The sequence below is a fragment of the Christiangramia aquimixticola genome (genome assembly GCF_048285835.1).
In the GTDB taxonomy this organism is placed as follows: Bacteria; Bacteroidota; Bacteroidia; order Flavobacteriales; family Flavobacteriaceae; genus Christiangramia; species Christiangramia aquimixticola.
The window spans coordinates 247,756-267,986 of record NZ_JBLVTL010000004.1 but is presented as its reverse complement, the minus strand read 5'-3'; the positions used below and the strand labels follow the sequence as shown (position 1 = coordinate 267,986).

Sequence of the window (20,231 nt, the reverse complement as noted above, 5' to 3'; positions counted from 1 at the left end):
ACCAAAAACCACCGTCATCGTGAACGAAGTGAAGCGATCTCATTATTTTTAGAACGAACAACGTTGATTATTAAAAAGTTGAGTTCTCATCCCATGGTTCAAATTTTCATCTTTATAAAAACCGGCTAATTACTTATTTCACGAAGTGAAAAAATCGAAACCTCTCTTTGGCTTGTTTCCACATTAAATGTATTTTTGAATGACTTCCGGAGCCCCAGGCGGAAGATGACATATAATTATTTTAAGATAATAGAGTTATGCCCTGGTATGTACTCCGTACAAAACCCCAACATGAAATCAAGTCGGCCAGAATTTTGGAAAAGTCGGGTCTCGAAATATTTTGTCCTGTAATTACCGAAGTCAGACAATGGAGTGACCGGAAGAAAAAGGTCACGGTTCCTCTTTTTAGGTCCTATGTATTCGTAAATCTGGATGACAAGAATAGAAATTTAGTGTATGGAGCTCCGGGAATTGTAGGTTATATGCAATGGTTAGGGAAGCCGGCAATCGCTAAAAATGAAGAAATTGAAGCGATCCAGTCCTGGTTGCAGAATGATAAACTTGGGGAGTTTGAGGTGGGGATCCTTAAAGCCGGAGATGAGGTAGAAATAAAATCCGGGAATTTTGCCAAAAAAAAAGCAATTATAAAGGAGGTAGGAAACAAGAAATTGAAGCTCATTTTAAAAGATCTAGGCTGGACCCTTACTGCAAATGTTCAGGATGTGGTTTAGTTTTAAGAATAGCAATTAGAAGTTTTCGTTTAAAGTAACCGATCTGTAACTTTGGTTGAACGAATAGTCCTTTATTTGTACCATCCATTATTTAATATTCCAAAATGGCATTAATTGTATGAAAATATTAGTAACCGGGTCCGCCGGATTTATTGGCTTTCATCTTTGCAGGAAACTTTTGAAGGAAGGTCATTCGGTAGTGGCTCTGGATAATATTAATGATTATTATAGTGAGGAGCTTAAGTTTGACCGATTGCTCCAATTAGGTCTTTCTAAATCTGATGTTTCAGTCTATAATACTCCGGTTAATAGCGACAAGTATAATGAACTTTTATTTTATAAACTGAATTTGGAAGACCGGGAATTGCTTCCGGAAATTTTTAAAGCTCACAAATTTGATCTGGTATGCAATCTCGCGGCCCAAGCAGGAGTAAGATTTAGTATAGATAATCCTCAGGCTTATATCGACAGTAATTTATTAGGATTCTCCAATATTCTCGAATGTTGCCGTCAGTTTTCCATAAAATCATTTGTATACGCCAGTAGTTCCAGTGTGTACGGATTGAATAAAAAAATTCCTTTTGAAGCTGAAGACAGGGTAGATGAGCCTATTAGTCTGTATGCGGCAACTAAGCGGAGTAATGAGCTGATGGCTTATACTTACAGTCATTTATACGGGATAAAAACCACCGGTTTAAGGTTTTTTACTGTTTACGGTCCCTGGGGTAGACCTGATATGGCTATGTTTTTATTTACCAATGCTATTGTAAATGGAGAGGCAATAAATGTATTTAACGGTGGAAATCTGGCACGAGATTTTACCTATATAGATGATATAATAGAAGGGGTTTCAGCCGTGATAAATGATCAACGAATTGATGAAAATTCCGATTACAGGATTTTTAATATAGGTAATAGTAAGCCTGTAAAATTGCTGGATTTTATAGATGAAATCGAAAATCAGTTAGGAAAAAAAGCGGAAAAAAGAATGTTGCCTATGCAGCAGGGGGATGTAGAACAAACCTGGGCAGATAGCACCCCTTTGATGCAGAGATATGCTTATAAGCCCGGAATCAATATTGAGGAGGGTGTTCGAAATTACCTTAATTGGTATAAGTCTTATTATTAAAGTATATTTTTATAATTAAATAATAATTTATGAAAGGTATAGTATTGGCTGGTGGCTCAGGAAGTAGATTGTATCCTATTACGAAAGGGGTTTCTAAGCAACTGCTTAATGTCTATGATAAGCCTATGATTTACTATCCTATTTCTGTGCTTATGCTTGCAGGAATTAAGGAAATTTTGATTATATGCACCGAAACTGATGAAGATAATTTTATCAGGCTTTTAGGTGACGGGAGTGAACTGGGGATGAAATTTCAATATGCAATTCAATCATCGCCAGATGGTTTGGCGCAGGCTTTTATAATTGGCGAGGAGTTTATTGGAGGTGATGATGTAGCCCTGGTGTTGGGAGATAATATTTTTTACGGACATGGTTTCACTGGATTATTGAGCAAATCTGTTGAAACAGTGGAAAAGGAAAAAATGGCAAGTGTTTTTGGGTATTTCGTAAATGAGCCTTCGCGATATGGAGTTGCTGAATTTGATGCCAAGGGAAGAGTGCTAAGTGTGGAAGAAAAACCGAAAATTCCAAAATCCAATTATGCTATAGTTGGCTTATATTTTTTTCCGAACAGTGTTATTGATATTGCGAAATCTGTAAAACCTAGTGATCGTGGAGAACTCGAAATTACTTCGGTTATTCAGGAATATTTGAACAGGTCCCAGCTTAAGATGGAGATCATGAGCAGGGGTTATGCCTGGCTGGATACCGGAACTCACGAATCCATGTTGGAAGCTTCAAATTTCATCCACACCCTGGAAAAACGTCAGGGCCTGAAAGTGGCTTGCTTAGAAGAGATAGCATATGAAAAAAAATATATTTCCAAACAACAATTGTATGATCTGGCCATTTCTCTAGGGAAAAGTTCTTATGGTAAATATTTATTAAAAAGAGCAGAATAATGGGACAGAATTTAAAGAGTATTTTGATAACTGGGGGGGCAGGGTTTATAGGATCCAATTTTATTCCTTACTTCCTGGAAAATTATAAAGAGTACCGGGTCGTCAATTTAGACTTGCTTACTTATGCCGGTAATTTGAAGAATCTCGAATCTGTGGAAGGTCATCCAAGATATAGTTTCATACAGGGAGATATTTGCGACCGTAAGCTATTGGAAAAGATTTTTGCCCACTATAATATTTCTGGGGTGATCCATTTCGCGGCTGAATCCCATGTTGATAATTCTATTGCAAATCCTGGCGTATTTATAAAAACAAATGTACAGGGAACATTTAATTTACTTGATGTGGCATATAAAACCTGGATGATCAAACCTTTTCATTATAAAGAAGAATATATCGGCTCCAGATTTCATCATATTTCCACAGATGAGGTTTATGGAAGTTTGGGTGATACGGGTTATTTTACTGAGGAAACTCCGTATGCTCCAAATTCACCTTATTCTGCCAGTAAGGCTGGGGCAGATATGGTGGTTCGAAGTTATTTTCATACATATGGACTGGATACTGTTATCACTAATTGTTCTAATAATTATGGTCCTAATCAGCATGCAGAAAAATTAATTCCTACTATTGTTAGAAATGCTGTTGCGGGTGAGAAAATTCCAATTTATGGGAATGGAAAGAATGTTCGGGATTGGATTTATGTTTTAGATCATATTAAAGGAGTTTTGAAAGTTTACTTTGAAGGTACAACTGGGGAGGTCTACAATATTGGTGGAGACAATGAATTTCAGAATATTGAAATAGCCTATAAAATTTGTAAGCTGTTAAATGAAATACAGCCATTGGATCGGGGTGATTATTTAAATCAAATAACTTATGTTCAAGACCGGGCCGGTCATGATCATAGGTATGCAATAGATTCTTCGAAAATGCGTAATAATTTCAATTGGAGAGCTGAAGAAAGTTTCGAAAGTGGTTTAAGAACAACGGTAGAATGGTTATTAAATGCATGAAGCGAAATTTTAAGAGAAGATTGCTCAAAGTTGCTTTGCAAGCGGAGCCCCGTCCTGATTTTATGCGGCAAGTGGATGCGTAAAGTCGTGGTTGGCTTTAATTTTCAGTTAATTAAAATAATAATACCTGAATTGAATATTTTAAACTAATACAACGATTGCGTTAATAACTAAGCTCGAAAAGTTAAAAAATTAACAAATTTAGCTTGTAGATACCTCTATTTCAGCTTAGATTTGCACGCTGTAAAAAAATGAACTAATTAACCTGACTTAATCCTACTTAAATCTTTATCAGTCGTTCCAGACTGAGATTAATCCAATCAGGTTTATCCATTAAAATTTTAAGAGAGTAACTTTTTGTGACTCACTGCGGCGAAGCCGTGTTTAATATACCTAATAAATGTCTGAAATCATTCATGTTTTGCTCACCGGAGGGGTGGGAAGCAGGCTCTGGCCATTATCGAGAAAGTCGAGGCCAAAACAATACATTGATCTTTTTGGGGGCTATTCACTTTTCGAACTTTCAGTAATACGAAATGAAGGTTTTTCTACTAAGCTTAATGTAGTAGGTAATGTGGATAATAATGAATTATCGAAGAAAGCTCTGACTAAACTCGGCAACGAAGCATACTCTAATATTATAGAGGCTACTCCACGAAATACTGCTCCTGCAATTGCCTTTGCGGCTTTTTCGGCAAAACCTGAGGATATTTTACTGGTAACTCCGGCAGATCATATTATAAAAGAAGGGGAGGAGTACTCCGCTGCAGTGAATAAGGCTATAGAACTTGCGAAAAGTGATTCAATCGTAACCTTCGGGATTAAACCTGAGAAACCGGAAACCGGGTATGGGTATATCGAGCATAAAGGGGAAGATGTAATTGCCTTTAGAGAAAAACCTGACCTTGAAACTGCTGAGTCATTTTTAGAAGCCGGAAACTTCCTGTGGAATAGTGGGATGTTCTGTTTTAAAGCAGGAGTTTTTCTTGAGGAGCTTAAAAATTTCGCACCGGAAGTGTTTGAAAAATCACTTAAAGCCTGGAAGAATAATCAAGAAGGAGAATTAAAACTTGATGATTCAATGGGAATTCCCTCGATTAGCGTGGATTACGCTGTGATGGAACGAAGTGATAAGATCAAGGTGGTAAGTTCAGATTTCGAGTGGAGTGATATGGGAAGTTTTGATGCGATCTTTGATTATCTAAAAGATCAAAACCATCCTATAGATGAAAACGGAAATATGGTGATTGGATCTGAGAATTATACGGCTTTTGTTGGACTAAAAGATTCAATTCTGGTTTGTACTTCAGATGCTAATCTGGTACTGTCCAAAGAGCAGTCTCAGGATGTGAAGAAGCTGTATTTAAAACTAGAAAGAAGTAGCTCTCCGCTTATTAATTAGTAGAGATTTAAATTGTATTAAAAAAATAAACTTACAGAAACATGTTAGAAAATAAATCAATATTAATTACAGGAGGAACAGGATCTTTAGGAAAGGCTCTAACTTCACATATTTTGAAAATAGAGCCAAATGTTAAACGATTAGTGATTTTTTCTCGTGATGAGCAAAAACAATTTGAAATGGCCCAGGAATTTCCTGTGGCAGACTATCCTCAATTACGGTTTTTTATTGGAGATGTTAGAGATGAAGCTAGGGTGAAAAGAGCCTTGAAAGGAATCGATTATGTAATTCATGCCGCTGCAATGAAGCATGTGCCAATTGCAGAGTATAACCCAATGGAATGTGTTAAGACAAATATCTTAGGTGCAGAGAATATAATAAATGCATGCCTTGAGAGTGAGGTTAGTCGAGTAGTGGCTCTTTCTACGGATAAAGCTGCAGCTCCTATAAACCTTTACGGCGCAACTAAACTAGCCTCAGATAAATTGTTTGTTGCGGCTAATAATATTACTGGTTGGAATCCTATTAAATTTTCTGTAGTGCGTTATGGAAATGTAATGGGGTCAAATGGCTCAGTTATACCATTTTTCTTGAAAAAGAAGAATGAAGGGATATTACCTATTACTGATCCAGCAATGACACGTTTCAACATTTCTTTACAAGGTGGTGTAGATATGGTAATGCATGCACTTGAACATGCATGGGGAGGAGAAATTTTTGTTCCTAAAATACCTTCCTATAAAGTTACAGATGTGGCCGAGGCTATTGGGCCAGATTGTGAAAAGCCTGTTGTTGGAATTCGTCCTGGAGAGAAAATTCACGAAGAAATGATCACATCTTCTGATTCATATTTAACTTATGATTTGGGTAAGTATTATACAATTTTACCTGCCACCCATAAATGGAACAAAGAAGATTTCATTAAAAAATTTAATGCTGTGAAAGTAAAGCCGGGTTTCCAATATAATTCAGGTGAAAACGAAGAATGGGAAACAGTAGAGGATTTAAGAAGCCTTATTCAAGAGCATGTAGATCCAACTTTTGCAATTTAATATGAGCAATTCTATACCATACGGGCGTCAGAATATTACAGAGGAAGATATTCAAGTTGTAATTGAGACATTAAAATCTGATTATCTTACTCAAGGACCAAGAATCACGGAATTCGAAGAGAATTTTGCTAATTATGTGGGCAGTAAGTATGCTGTAGCAGTAGCTAATGGAACAGCGGCTTTACACTTATGTGCATTGGCTTTGGGCGTAGAAGAAGGTGATAAGGTAATTACCACCCCAATAACCTTTGCTGCTTCAGCGAACTGTATTAGATATTGCGGTGGCGAGGTTGTCTTTTCTGACATTGATCCCAAGACCTATTTACTAGATATTAATAAAGTAAAGGAACTTTTGGAATCCTCGCCTAAAGGCACCTATAAGGGAATAATTCCTGTAGATTTTGCTGGGAATGCTGTAGATCTTGAAGCTTATCGAAAGTTAGCAGATGAATACGGTTTGTGGATAATTGAGGATGCATGTCATGCTCCTGGTGGATTTTTCAAAGATTCAACCGGAGAGAAGCAACGATGTGGAAATGGTATGTTTGCAGATCTGGCGATATTTTCTTTTCACCCCGTAAAACATATTGCAAGCGGTGAGGGTGGAATGATCACTACCAACGATGAGGAATTGTATCATAAGTTATTACAACTTCGTACGCACGGCATTATTAAAAATAATGATCTATATGAAAACTCAATCGAGTTTTCTGGTGGAGTTGATGAATATCCTGGTTGGTATATGGAAATGCAAGCGCTGGGATATAACTACAGAATTACGGATTTTCAAGCTGCACTGGGAAATAGTCAATTAAAAAGGGCAGACTTCGGACTACAACGAAGGAGAGAAATTGCTGATTTTTATTTGGAAGAATTTAAAAATAAACCTTTTGTTAAAGGTCAGTCTGGCGTTGTAGCAGGACATGCTTACCATTTATATGTAATGGAGGTTGAAGATAGATTAGGGCTGTATAATTACTTACGTGAAAATAATATTTTTGCACAAATACATTATATACCCTGTCACCTTATGCCTTATTATAGAGAATTGGGTTGGAGTGAAGGAGATATGATAAATGCGGAAAACTATTATAAGCAATGTATTAGTTTACCGATGTATCCAACCTTATCACGAGAAGAACAAAGTTTCGTAATATCCAAGATAGAAGAATTTTATAATGTCTAGAAATTTATGCATTATACCGGCTAGAGGCGGTAGCAAAAGAATTCCAAAGAAGAATATTAGAAATTTTCTCGGAAAACCCATTATTGCATATTCCATAGAAGCAGCCTTAGATTCAGAATTGTTTGAAGAAGTTATGGTTTCTACAGATGATGAAGAAATTGCTGCAATTGCCTTGAAATGTGGGGCGGAAGTTCCTTTTATGAGAAGCGCCAATAATGCAGATGATTATGCGACCACGGTGGATGTTTTAATTGAGGTCATAGAAACATATAAATCACTGGGATTAGAATTTGAAAATATTGCTTGTCTTTATCCTAGTGCGCCTTTTACTACCTCAGAAAAATTAAAGGAAGCTTATTCAAACTTGAGGACGAAAAAATTGGATGCTGTTTTTCCAGTCATGCCTTATAGCTTTCCAATACAGAGATCTCTGAAGATGAATAACGGAAAGCTGGAATATTTTTATCCGGAATTTGAAAATTCACGCTCACAGGATTTGGAAAAATCTTATCACGATGCCGGACAGTTTTATTTTTTAAATACTGTTGGCTTGTTAAAAAATAAAAGTATGCTTTCTCAAAATGCTGGAGGCATTCTAATTACAGAATTAGAAGCACAAGATATTGATAACGAATTGGATTGGAAACTTGCTGAAATTAAATATGAACTCTTACAAAGCACTAAATAAGCAGACCTTTACTTTTGGTAAATATTCCATAGCTCCTATACGAAAGGAAGATCGTTATGAGATAATGAAATGGAGGAATGAGCAAATATATCATTTAAGACAATCTCAACCCTTAACAAAAGCATCTCAAGATGAGTACTTTGAAAACATTGTTTCAGAGTTATTCACACAGGAAAATCCGGCGCAAATTCTATTTTCATTTTTAGAAAATGATATTTGTATTGGATATGGAGGATTAGTTCACATTAATTGGATTGATAGAAATGCAGAGATTTCCTTTATAATGAATACAAAATTAGAAAAAGGTAATTTTAAATTTCATTGGAGTAATTTCCTTAAATTAATAGAGGAACTGGCTTTCGAAGAACTAAATTTTCATAAACTGTATGTATATGCATTCGATCTAAGGCAGCAACTTTATACAACTTTGGAATCTAATGGATTCTTCAAAGATGCTGTATTAAAAGAACATTGCTTGTTTAATAACGAGTTTATTGATGTAGTAATTCATTCCAAACTAAATTCATAATGAGGTTAGGTATACTTGCAAGTGGAAATTTAGGTTGTTCAGTATTAAAATACTTAAGAGATAAATATGATGTCGTATTTGTAATGACAGACAAAAACTCTTTGAGTATTATTAATTTATGTGAGGAATATAATTTTCCATATTATTCAGGTAATCCTCGAAAAGGAAGAAGTAAAGAGTTTATCCAAGGAAAGAAAATAGATGTTTTAGTTTCGGTTAACTATTTATTTATTATAGAGGAAGATCTAATAAAGCTACCGGAAAAATTAGCCTTCAATATTCACGGGTCGTTATTGCCTAAATACCGAGGACGTACACCTCACGTATGGGCAATTATCAACAATGAAAAAGTTACTGGTATTACTGCTCATATTATTGATTCCGGGTGTGATACCGGAGATATAATTGAGCAAATTGAAGTTGAAATTGATGTTAATGATACAGGTGCAACTATTTTAAAAAAATATGAAAAGCTATATATTCCTTTAATAGATTCAGTTTTACTAAAAGTTAAAGACAATAAACTTCAATTTATTTCTCAGGATACAGAAAAAGCTTCGTTTTTCGGGAAGAGAAATCCGGAGGATGGGAAAATAAACTGGGAATGGCAAAAAGAAAGAATTTGGAATTGGGTGAGAGCACAGGCACACCCATATCCCGGAGCTTTTGCTTACTACCATACTGAAAAAGTAATTATAGATGAAATCTGTTTTGTCGATCATACTTTTAATTATGAAATGCCAAATGGTCTCATATTATGCAGTGAGCCATTGAAAGTAAAAACACCTAACGGCGTAATAGAAATAAAGAAAATAAGAAACCAACAGAAAAATTTTATAGTTGGGGATTTATTAAATTAAGTGAATAATGAGAATAGATAATTTCGAAATAAATAAGAATTCAGAGGTGTTTATCATTGCAGAATTATCTGCTAATCATAATGGTAATTTAGAGACCGCCCTAGAAACAATTAGAGCAGCAAAAAGAACAGGAGCCAATGCAATAAAGTTACAGACTTACACGGCTGATACCTTAACCATAAATTCTGATAAAGATGATTTTATACTTAAATCGGGATCTATTTGGGATGGTCGAACTTATTACGATTTATATCAAGAAGCTCATACACCATGGGAGTGGCATAAAGCATTGTTTGATACAGCGGCAGAAGAAGGTCTTATTTGTTTTTCCTCACCGTTTGATAAAACTGCGGTAGACTTTTTGGAGGATTTAAATACACCAGCTTATAAAATAGCATCCTTTGAGATAACTGATATACCATTAATTGAATACACAGCTTCAAAAGGAAAGCCAATAATTATTTCCACAGGTATTGCAGAACAAGAAGATATTGAACTTGCTCTTGATGCTTGTCATCGTATGGGCAATAAAGATATTGCCTTGCTAAAATGTACTTCTTCCTATCCTGCTCCTATTGAGGAGGCCAATATGGTGATGGTGAAAGATCTGGCTAAAAGATATAATGTGATATCCGGACTTTCCGATCATACTATGGGGAGTACTGTGCCAGTAGTGGCTACTTGTTTTGGGGCAAAAATCATTGAGAAGCATTTTATTCTGGATAAATCTGTTGGTGGACCAGATGCCTCTTTTTCTTTAGATGAAAAGGAATTCACGGAAATGGTAACATTAGTTCGCGAAGCAGAAAAAGCCATTGGGAAAGTTGATTACTCCCTTACTGAAAAACAAAAAAAAGGAAAGGATTTCTCCCGTTCACTTTATGTGGTAGAAGATATAAAAGCTGGAGAGGTAATTACCGAGAAGAATGTAAGAAGTATAAGACCTGGATTTGGATTACATCCAAAGTATTTAAATAAAGTTATAGGGCAAAAAATTAATAAAAGAATTGATAAAGGAACGGCATTAAATTTAAGAGATATTAAAAAATAATGAGAGTTCTTTTTGTTGAAAACCGGTATAAAACTGCCCTTTGGGAAATTATTGGCCATGAGCTTGAAAAAGAAGGACATGAAGTTTATTTCCTCGTTCAAAATCATATGTTTAAACCTTCAATGGAAAACGTTAAGCTTCTACCTTATCCAAAAAAGCTGACAAAACCAAAAGTTTATACACCAGAAATAAAAAAAATAATTCAGGCAGATAGAGGATTGAATTATTTCGGAATCAAATCTGATGATTTTATTTTTTGGTATGAAGATAAGATTGAAGCAATCATAGATGAAATTAACCCAGATTTAGTTTTTGGAGAATCAACATTATTTCACGAATTACTTGTTATTAAATCTTGTAAAAAAAGGGATATAAGGTATCTGCACCCATCCTCCTGTAGATATCCTAAAAACCGTTTTTCATTTTACAACTACGATACGCTTACACCTTTTGGCTTTTCAAATGATAAATTATCAATTGAAGATGCAAAAGAAACAGCCCATGCAATTGGAAAGCGCTTGGCGTTGCCAGATTACATGAATGTCTCTAAAACCGCAATTTCGAATTTTGATTTTTTGAAAGATAAAGCTCGATTAACATTGGGATATTACTTAGGTGAAAAGTATAATACCCCTTCGCCTTTGAAGAAAAGAAAGATCAATTCTTATTATCAAAAGCAAATCCATGAATGGGAAAAATTTGCGGTTGGGGTTGAAGATTTAAAAGATCAGTTTTATATATTATATCCTATGCAGATGCAGCCTGAAGCTAATATTGATGTTTGGGGATATCCAAACAATGATCAGGCAAAAGTGGTTGCTAGGGTATTAGCTGATTTAGGTGAAAATGAGAAGTTAGTAATAAAACCGAATCCAAAATCCAAATATGAGATCTCTTCAGGTTTATTAAAACTGGTTAAGGAAAACCCGGGTAAAATAATTGCCTTGAATCACGCCAGTAATATGAAGGAATTGTGGCCCTATATTGATCTGGTAGTGACCGTTACCGGGACTATCTCAATTGAGTGCATATTCGATAATAAGCCGGTGGTAATGTTAGGGCAGGGTATACAAACCAGTCAAGACAATTGTGTCTACTTGGACCAAAATGAATCGATCAAACCAGTAATAAATTCTGTTAAGAAAGGAAGTTTTCCAATCCTTTCTGAAGATAAAAAAGTGGATTTTCTTCAGGAATTAATGGCAACTAGTTTTAGAGGAATAAATGGAGATGGTCTGCATAATAAAGGATATATGGAAGATGAGGCAAACCTGGCATTTCTAAAGGAGTCATTTAAAAAAATAATTTTGAATGTATAAAACTACAATAACTTCTTATTTTAAAAAGTTTTTGGCATTTATACTTATTTTTTCTCTGTTTGCTGATGCCTATATTCTTTCGATCTTCAATGTTAACTTAAAATTGTATGGAGGTTTATTTTTCATTATAATATCATTGTTCTTTTTTAAAGACATTCTACAAATATCCTATACGAATAATCTAATTGTTTTCGTTTCCATTTTACTCTTGATAGTCTCTATCCCTTTTTGGGATAGTTATTATACCGCTTACTCGTATATTGGCGTAGCTATTGCATTTATTGCATATGCGTTGGCTAGGGTCCAAGTTAAGAAGCAACTTCTTATTGTATTTTACTTATGTATCCCAATCGCTCTTTACGAATATTTCTCAGGTTCGTATTTGTTTGATTCTGTTTTTGCTAATGCTACTACTGGAGAGGAATTTGTGATAAATGAAAACGTTGCAGGTGGCCTATCAGGTGTGTTTAGAAGCAAGGCTATATTTTATGGGTCTACCTCTTTTGGTCTTTTTCTTATATCGATGATGGTACTATTTCCAAAGCGTTTTTTAATTATTAATCTAGCAATCTTGTGTGCTTTTTTAGCCAATTCACGATTGGCGCTCGTAATTGGAGTTCTTTTTCTTTCTTTTAACATTCTACAATTCAAATCTGGAAAAATATTAAAAGTTTCTTTCCTATTAGCTATAACCTTAATTTTAGCACATTTTATTTTTTCCTATCTATTGGAGAATTATTATATGATATCCATAAATCGAATTTTAGAACTAAAATCAAATGAGCTAGCCGGTGAATCTGCTAGGAAGCGATTCTGGAATCAAGCAATAGAAATGTTTTCCGGATATTCTTGGGATGAACTAATTTTTGGTGATAATGGAGCCTATGTGAAGAAGTATTCTAATGGTACTGAAAGTGGATGGCTAAGTCTTCTGGTAGATAATGGATTATTAGGTTTTTTATTTTATAGTTTGATTTTTATAAAAATTTTAGCCGCATCGATTAAAAAAAAGATGGTTCATATCGCGTTTGCTATTATAATTATTTCCATTGTAATGGGAGTGGTAACCTATCACTTGAGTGCAATTTCAAATTTTCTCTTATGGTTTACTCTATTTATTTTTTTAGAGGAAACAACTTTTTCAAAAAAGGCTGCTTCATTACCTACCAACTTAAGACTTAATTAAAAGAAACATCGCTATAATGGCTTATACTCCCCTATCTTTACATTTACCGAATCACAATATTGATTTAAAGATTTCTCATACCAAATTTGATAAATTAGATGATAATACTATTATTTTAGGTTATTATCTTAATCCAAAAGAGGATGTCATCGATTTTATTTCAGCTGATGACCATTCCAATCTTCACAAAAAAATTAAAGGGTCTTGGGCAATTTTATTAATCCAGAAACAGAAATTAGTAGTTATTACTGATATTCTGGGGGGTAGTAGGCTATACTATTCTCAACATAAAGGGAATACTATTATAACTGATGATTATAAGGTAATATTAGAGAATGATATCTTTAAAAAGAATTGTATTCTCAATAAAGAGGATTTGGCTTATTGGGAAAACCATAAATACACTGTGGGTAACCGTACATTTTTTAATAATTTAAATAAATTTCCTCCGTGTAGCATAAGTACTTTTTACGAAAACAATGTCAAGATCGACCTAGTTTTCAAAGATCTCAATATTGGAAAAAATAAGCATTTATTATCTAAAGCAATAGATCATTCCTTGGAGCAAACCTTCAAGATGATTAAAAAATTATCGGTCAAAAAAAATATCCTTATGTTTTCCGGTGGGTTGGATTCATTGCTACTTGCTCATTATTTGAAAAAAAATGAAATTGACTTTACCGGCGTTTTCTTATACAGTTCAAAAATAAGTGATGAAAAAGAAAAAGAACTTATAGTTGCAACAGCCAAAAATGTGGATATTAAGTTAGAGATTTTAAACTGTGAATTGCATTGGAATCCGAATATTCTGGATTACCAGCTTTTTGATCGACATACTGCCAGTCTTTTATTTAGTGGAATAGAAACAATAAAGGAAAAATTTGGATCGGATATTTGTATTATAAATGGGCAAAGTTCTGATAGTATTTTTTCCTACGGACCATCAGAATACTCAGTCCAGAGCTTTTTTAGAAGGTACGTTCTTTATAAGCGGGGATTATTCGCTTCAATTTCCAAATTTATTCTAGAGTTCTTTTTTAAGAAAAAATTTTCTTTTCCTGAAAATAAGAGGGAAGATATTCTTTCCTTCCTTACAGAAAAGAAGTATTGTTATCTCGTAGATGAAAATTCATCCCAGTCATTAAATAAGGATATTGAATTTATTTCTCAAAGGTTAGATTATAGGAATTCCTATAGAATGTATGCGAAAATATATTCGTTTTTACAAGGCTCAGATAATCAAGTAGTACATAATGCATGCAAACATTCTAACATAAGATACTTATGTCTACCATTTGCTGATAGTGATATAATCTATAATACTGTTCAATATAAAGACGACCATAGAGAAATTTTTTATCCGAAATATGTTATTAAGGATATTCTGAAATCTTCTTTCAATGTAAAATTTTCAAACTTGAATGTCCTAAAATTATATTTCAGGCAATCAAGATTAAAGACAAAGAATAGCGGCAAAAATTCTATTAATTATTATTGGACTTACTTAAAAGAGCAAAAATACATTTAGTGATGAACAAATTTTTTTGTTGCCTAATTTCCATATTTTTTCCAAAACGGTTCAAGCCTTTTTTTCTCAATAGATTAGGATTTGAAATTCATAGATCAGCACAAATTGGCTGTTCTATTCTTTTAGTGAATGAACTTAAGATGAAAAAAAATTCCTCAATTGGGAACTTTAATGTATTTAAAGGGCCTTTCTCTATAGTCCTTGAAGAATCAGCAATTATTGGTAAAAGAAATAAATTCGTGAGGGGGAAAAGAGGTATATCTTATGGAACTTCCTCTCTTTCTTTGGGAAGAAACGCCATTGTTGTATCTGACCACCACTTGGATCTTACTAGGTCTATAAGATTTGGTGAAGATTCCATATTAGCCGGTATACGGAGCCAGCTCTGGACTCACGGCTACGTTCACGCGAGCAAGGGGTCTGGAAGATACCGCGTTGATGGATCAATTGATATTGGAAAAAATGTCTATTTAGGTTCCGGAGTTTTGATAAACCCCGGCGTAAAAATAGCAGATACCATAAATGTAGGAGGTAATGCAACAATTTCAAAAGATCTAATTACTCCGGGGATGTATGTTAATCAACCTTTAAGATTGTTGGATAAATCGTTTGAGACCATAAAATCAAAACTTAAAAAAGTGGATGAAGTGGGACTTGTAGAGGATGTTTATGAAAAATAGTATAACAAACCTCCTTTTTTCTAGAATGCCTCTTATAAAGCGAATTGTTTCGTTAATATTTGTGATGGGCCTCTTGAAATCTCTGGTATACATTGCACCGTTAGGGATAAATGAGGTTGTTGATTCGATAAAAGATTTTGGGACATTTGAATATGCTTTAAATCTTGGTCAAACCTTGATGGGGTTGTTTTCAATGGGTTTTGCCGGAACTTATGCATATTTTATTTTAAAATTAGGAAAGGTTAATTTAAAACCTATATTTCATTTTCACTTCATATTACTTACTTCCTTACTAGTATTAACGGCCTTGCTTATTCCTGGTGTTTTAGGGAATATCTATTTTGGAGCTATTGTTTTAGGTGTGGCATTTGGAGATCAAATCCTTTTATCCGGTGTTGTAAAGTTATCTGGTAAAAATAAAACTTCTGTCTTTTTAGATACAGGAGTATATATAATTATGACCCTCATTGCTGTTGGGGCATATTTTGATTTATTTAATTTTTCACTGAAATTATGGTTTAGTTCAGTTTTGCTCCTCTTAGTGTTAACTAGTGTTTTTTACCATTTTAAAAATTTAGATAATTGGCAAAAAATAAACAAAGAAGATGTTTATGAGGTGTATAAATATGGAGGATTGATTGTAATTGCAGGCCCTCTATTAGTTCTTATTACCAGTAACACCAGATTATACATAGAGTATTTTTCAACATTTGAAAATGTTGGGTTGTATTCGTTTTTTTTCAGACTAACATCTATGGTGTTAATATTTTATAGAGTTTTTGGGATTCTACTTTTTAGAAAGATTTTTGTCGATGACCATATTATTTTGGATAAATATTACAGTTTAATTATTGCTGGACTTTTTATATTTAACTTATTTTTGTTTTTTGGTCTTCCTTATCTTTTAATGGGTCGTTATGAGCAGTTTACTGAAACCTATGAGAGTAATAGATTTTTGTTTTTACTATGTTTTTTTCAGGTTTCGTTTTGGATAAATTCATCTCTTTTTGAACCAATTTTACAGCGAGAGAATAAGATGAAATTTTTTATATTTCTGCTATTAGTGTTTTTATTTTTAATGCTTGTGAGTCTATTTCTGCTTGATTTTTCTAATCTTATTACTTTGGAATCAATTGTTTGGCTAAATGCTTTTATAATTTTTCTGCTGTTTATGGGTCAACACTGGATTTTATGGAATAATAAAATTATCTATAAAAAATCATTGATTGCGCATAGTATTATAGGAATAACATTCTTGTCAACATTATTTTATTTTTAATATTATATAATGAAAATCCTCCACGTTGGTAAATATTATCCCCCTTTTTTTGGTGGGATAGAGAAGGTGAATTTTGATCTGGTGGAATCTTTGAACAAGAAGGGTATTTCTACAGATGTAATTTGCTTTAATCATGAAAAGGGTTCTAAGTTGGAGAAAGGGGAATATGTGATTTATAGGGAAGGAACATTAATAGAAAAGTTTTCTACTCCTATCTCTATTTCTTTTTATAACCAATTACGAAAGATCCAAAAGAACTATGATATAATTCATGTTCATTTACCAAATCCTGTTGCTGCTATTGCATTGCAACTAAGTAGATTTAAAGGTAAATTAGTATTACATTGGCATAGCGACATTATTAATCAAAAGCTTTTAAAGAAGGTATATATTCCTTTTCAGGAATTGTTACTTCATAGAGCAGATAAGATTATAGTTACTACTTCAACATACCTATTTGGGTCTCAAGACCTAAAACCATTTCGAAATAAATGTGAGATTATTCCTATTGGTATAGATAGAAATGAATTTATAGATAATTTAGAATTCAGAGCTGAATTGAATAATAGGTTTCAAGGTAAAAAAGTAGTCTTCTCCTTAGGGAGATTGATCTATTATAAAGGTTTCGAATATCTTATAAATGCGGCACTGGATCTTCCTTCAGATTATGTAGTTCTAATTGGGGGAGTGGGAGAATTAGAAGAAGGTCTACAAAAATTAATTAAAAAAAATAATTTAGAAGGTAAAGTAATTTTACTTGGTAAATTGCCATTTGATCAGATTGGAGAATACTATCGTCGCGCCGATTTATTTTGCTTAGCATCTAATGAAAGGTCTGAGGCTTTTGGTGTGGTTCTTATTGAAGCTATGTCCTTTGGTTGTCCCATTGTTACTACTGCCATTGAAGGTTCGGGCGTTACCTGGGTTAACAAAAATAATGAAACCGGTCTTGTTGTGGCGCCAAATTCAAGCAAGGCTTTAGCTCAAGGTATCATTAAAATATTAAGCAATGAAATTTTAAGAACTGAAATGTCTAAAAATTCTTTAAACAGGTATGAAGATTTATTTCATAAAGAAAAAATGACGGAGCTAACAACGTCTTTATATAAAAACATTTTAGAAAGCGATGATGATTTCAAAGTAGTTATTTGAAATCATTTGATAAGTATAAGTTTTTATCCTTAGCCCGATACCCTGCTAGGAGGTTATTTAAGTTTTTACCTAATTATAATCAATATGAATATTTTAGATCAACAGGTACTGCTGGAACTCTTCCGTAATTATAATGTTCTGTTTACTTTTGGAATCTTTTTACTTGCTTTTAGTCTTACCTGGTATTTTATTCCAAAAGTACTCTGGGTGACCAAGGAAAAGCAACTCGTGAAAGAGATCAATCACCGCAGTTCTCATAAAATTGATGTCCCTTCATTTGGAGGTGTCGCCTTTTTTTTAGTGCTTATTTTGATAATTAGTATTCTCCAGAGTTTGCGGGTTTCTTATACGGGAAACCACCTAATAATAGGTCTTACTTTTTTGTTTATGGCTGGTTTAAAGGATGATCTGGTAGTATCTTCGGCCAAACTTAAATTCGTAAGCCAGATCTTTGCAGCCGGGTTTATAATATTTTCACCGGAATTATTACTAACCAATCTTCATGGGTTTTTAGGATTCACGGAAATTCCATTATGGCTAGGTTACGGTTTGAAATTGTTGGTGGTTGTTGCCCTTATAAATGCCTATAACCTTATAGATGGGATAGATGGGCTGGCGGGAATTGCCGGTATCGTAATTTGTTCATCCTTTGCGGTTATATTCTATATTATTAATGAGCCCTACTTTGTTCTTTTAAGTGTTACCGTGGTTGGAGTATTGGCCGGATTTTTACGATATAATTTTTCACGGGGAGACCGGAAAATTTTTATGGGCGATGGCGGCTCTTTAACCATAGGATTTTTGATCGCTTTTTTAAGTCTTAAAATTCTCGTTAGAAATGAATCTCCTGCCTTGCTTGATCAGGGTTTTATGTCTGAAAATAGGGTGTTATTTCTTGCTGCTATTCTGTTTTTGCCGATATATGATACCCTGAGGGTTATAGTTTTAAGGCTTATAGAAGGTAAAAGCCCGTTCGAGGCAGATCGAAATCATTTACATCATGTGCTTTTGGATAATAAATTATCACATAAGCAGGCAAGTTTGGTGCTTGGTGGGATAAATATTCTTATTATTGCTGTTTTTATATTTTTAAGCAAACATTTTGGAAGTATAGCTTTGAGTTTTATCATGTTGCTGGTTTTCATGGGGGTAGGATTGATTTTTGAGATCCTTAAGAAAAACAGGAAATTAACCGTTATTGTGTCTAAACGAAATCGTGATGGCATCAGGGTTCAGCTCAGAGGTCTAATTAAGAATCATAATTTTTTTACTTAAATCATATTTTTTATAATTCTATTTAATACTTTTTAATAATTCTAATTAAACAATCCATGAAAACCAATTCATTTTTTAAAAAAGGGCTTAAAATGGTCTTTTTTATTGCCTTATCTATTGCTGTAACAAACTGTAGCAAAGATGATGATACCCCTCAGGAATTCGATTTTGAGGAAGAATTTAAAGACCTCCCGGAAATGGAAGAAGTTGAGGTTGAGGAGCCTACTGCAGAAGAGCCAGATTTGGGTGGCGTAGAAGAAAGTGAAGCTACTAAAAATGTTGTAGCCGATCTTCAGGATGGAGGAGATACTTCAGCTGAAACTCAGCAAAAGATTCAGGCGGTTAACGATTTTTCAGCAACACTATCGGCAGATGTTAAGCAGGAAGCAGCAAGTATGGATGCAGCTAAAGTATCTGAAATTTTAAATTCCGAAAATCTTTCGGGTAATGCAGCGGAAGCTGAACAGGCACTTAAAAATGCACCTGATGAAGTTAAAGCAATGATGCCTAAAATTAATTTTAGTGCTGATTTTAATACTTCTCAGGTATTATTGAACAAAGCTATTGCTGAAGCTGCTAAAGGAGTTGAGCAAACAAAGCAACAAACTTCCACATGTCAGCAAAAAGCTGAAAAAGCATACAATGATGCTATGGCTGCGCCAATTCAGAAAAAAGCAGATGAAGAAGCGAAGGTGGCTGCTTGGGAAACCAACGCAATTGCTAATGCTGAGATAAGAGAACAAAATCGTGTAGCTAATCTTTTAGATGGAAAAGGGACCTATAAAGAAGCTGTAAAGCAAACTGTTGCCGATTTAATAGCTTTTGCTGATTCTTTGCCGGATGATCAGGCTGACCTTGAAGCAACTATTCGTAATCTTGCATATTTATATACTGTAGATGCGACTTCAAAAATAAACGAGTGGTTTACTAAAGCTAATGTTGTAGTTAAGGATAGAAAGACTTTAGAGATAACTGCTATCGGGAATGCTGCTGCTGAAGCATATGCTAAAATCGAAGCAAATTTTAATGTAGTACTTGCTGCTGCACAAAAAACTCTTAACGATTCATTGGCTAAATGCCATAACCAGGGATCTGGTAGCTAATTATTAGCTTAATTTCTAAAAGAGCTGTTTTTTAAAGTTGTCACTTCGAATTACTTGTTAAACTGAATATAATTTAGTTTTACTTACAATCGATGGGGCTTACGTTAAAACAGCTCTTTTTTTTTATTAAATTTTTGACTGGAATTTTCCTGAGTTTTAAATT

Annotated in this window: 19 protein-coding genes; all 19 read left to right on the top strand. The window is 34.0% G+C overall.

Going from position 1 to position 20,231, the window contains the following annotated elements; genetic code table 11:
• Positions 1–257 precede the first annotated feature (257 nt).
• A complete protein-coding gene (locus ACNKXV_RS10415; RefSeq protein WP_417907666.1) occupies positions 258–731 on the top strand; it encodes a UpxY family transcription antiterminator in 474 nt (157 codons plus the stop codon).
• 118 nt (positions 732–849) lie between these two features.
• On the top strand, positions 850–1,860 hold the full coding sequence (locus ACNKXV_RS10410; RefSeq protein ID WP_417907665.1) for an NAD-dependent epimerase: 1,011 nt from the start codon (positions 850–852) through the stop codon (positions 1,858–1,860).
• 29 nt (positions 1,861–1,889) lie between these two features.
• Complete coding sequence (rfbA, locus tag ACNKXV_RS10405) at positions 1,890–2,762, top strand: glucose-1-phosphate thymidylyltransferase RfbA (protein WP_417907664.1); 873 nt, start codon at positions 1,890–1,892, stop codon at positions 2,760–2,762.
• Complete coding sequence (rfbB, locus tag ACNKXV_RS10400) at positions 2,762–3,778, top strand: dTDP-glucose 4,6-dehydratase (protein WP_417907663.1); 1,017 nt, start codon at positions 2,762–2,764, stop codon at positions 3,776–3,778. The genes rfbA and rfbB overlap by 1 nt, the downstream gene beginning before the upstream one ends.
• A 400-nt stretch (positions 3,779–4,178) precedes the next feature.
• Positions 4,179–5,180, top strand: a complete 1,002-nt coding sequence (locus ACNKXV_RS10395; protein WP_417907662.1) for a mannose-1-phosphate guanylyltransferase — start codon at positions 4,179–4,181, stop codon at positions 5,178–5,180.
• A 41-nt stretch (positions 5,181–5,221) separates the two neighbouring features.
• Entirely contained in the window at positions 5,222–6,232 is a 1,011-nt protein-coding gene (gene pseB, locus ACNKXV_RS10390) for a UDP-N-acetylglucosamine 4,6-dehydratase (inverting) (protein ID WP_417907661.1), read from the top strand.
• Position 6,233: 1 nt separating this feature from the next.
• Positions 6,234–7,418: a UDP-4-amino-4,6-dideoxy-N-acetyl-beta-L-altrosamine transaminase gene (pseC, locus tag ACNKXV_RS10385; RefSeq protein WP_417907660.1), complete on the top strand. Its 1,185-nt coding sequence runs from the start codon at positions 6,234–6,236 to the stop codon at positions 7,416–7,418.
• On the top strand, positions 7,411–8,106 hold the full coding sequence (pseF, locus tag ACNKXV_RS10380) for a pseudaminic acid cytidylyltransferase (protein WP_417907659.1): 696 nt from the start codon (positions 7,411–7,413) through the stop codon (positions 8,104–8,106). The genes pseC and pseF overlap by 8 nt, the downstream gene beginning before the upstream one ends.
• Positions 8,081–8,635, top strand: a complete 555-nt coding sequence (locus ACNKXV_RS10375; RefSeq protein ID WP_417907658.1) for a GNAT family N-acetyltransferase — start codon at positions 8,081–8,083, stop codon at positions 8,633–8,635. The genes pseF and ACNKXV_RS10375 overlap by 26 nt, the downstream gene beginning before the upstream one ends.
• Positions 8,635–9,495 (top strand): methionyl-tRNA formyltransferase, encoded by an 861-nt coding sequence (locus ACNKXV_RS10370; protein ID WP_417907657.1) that lies wholly within the window; start codon positions 8,635–8,637, stop codon positions 9,493–9,495. The genes ACNKXV_RS10375 and ACNKXV_RS10370 overlap by 1 nt, the downstream gene beginning before the upstream one ends.
• A gap of 7 nt (positions 9,496–9,502) precedes the next feature.
• Positions 9,503–10,546 carry a pseudaminic acid synthase gene (pseI, locus tag ACNKXV_RS10365; protein WP_417907656.1) on the top strand — a complete coding sequence of 348 codons (1,044 nt, stop codon included), beginning with the start codon at positions 9,503–9,505 and terminating at the stop codon, positions 10,544–10,546.
• Entirely contained in the window at positions 10,546–11,865 is a 1,320-nt protein-coding gene (locus ACNKXV_RS10360; RefSeq protein ID WP_417907655.1) for a capsular polysaccharide export protein, LipB/KpsS family, read from the top strand. Before pseI ends, ACNKXV_RS10360 begins: the two co-directional genes overlap by 1 nt.
• Positions 11,858–13,051, top strand: coding sequence for an O-antigen ligase family protein (locus ACNKXV_RS10355; protein ID WP_417907654.1), 1,194 nt, complete (start codon positions 11,858–11,860; stop codon positions 13,049–13,051). The genes ACNKXV_RS10360 and ACNKXV_RS10355 overlap by 8 nt, the downstream gene beginning before the upstream one ends.
• 16 nt (positions 13,052–13,067) lie before the next feature.
• Positions 13,068–14,579, top strand: a complete 1,512-nt coding sequence (locus tag ACNKXV_RS10350; protein WP_417907653.1) for a hypothetical protein — start codon at positions 13,068–13,070, stop codon at positions 14,577–14,579.
• A gap of 140 nt (positions 14,580–14,719) precedes the next feature.
• Entirely contained in the window at positions 14,720–15,259 is a 540-nt protein-coding gene (locus ACNKXV_RS10345; protein ID WP_417907652.1) for an acyltransferase, read from the top strand.
• Positions 15,260–15,284: 25 nt separating this feature from the next.
• On the top strand, positions 15,285–16,538 hold the full coding sequence (locus ACNKXV_RS10340) for a hypothetical protein (RefSeq protein ID WP_417907651.1): 1,254 nt from the start codon (positions 15,285–15,287) through the stop codon (positions 16,536–16,538).
• Positions 16,539–16,547: 9 nt separating this feature from the next.
• Positions 16,548–17,690, top strand: coding sequence for a glycosyltransferase (locus tag ACNKXV_RS10335; RefSeq protein ID WP_417907650.1), 1,143 nt, complete (start codon positions 16,548–16,550; stop codon positions 17,688–17,690).
• A gap of 84 nt (positions 17,691–17,774) precedes the next feature.
• Entirely contained in the window at positions 17,775–18,965 is a 1,191-nt protein-coding gene (locus tag ACNKXV_RS10330; protein WP_417907649.1) for a glycosyltransferase family 4 protein, read from the top strand.
• Between the two features lie 56 nt (positions 18,966–19,021).
• Positions 19,022–20,068 (top strand): hypothetical protein, encoded by a 1,047-nt coding sequence (locus tag ACNKXV_RS10325; RefSeq protein WP_417907648.1) that lies wholly within the window; start codon positions 19,022–19,024, stop codon positions 20,066–20,068.
• The last annotated feature ends 163 nt before the right edge of the window (positions 20,069–20,231 follow it).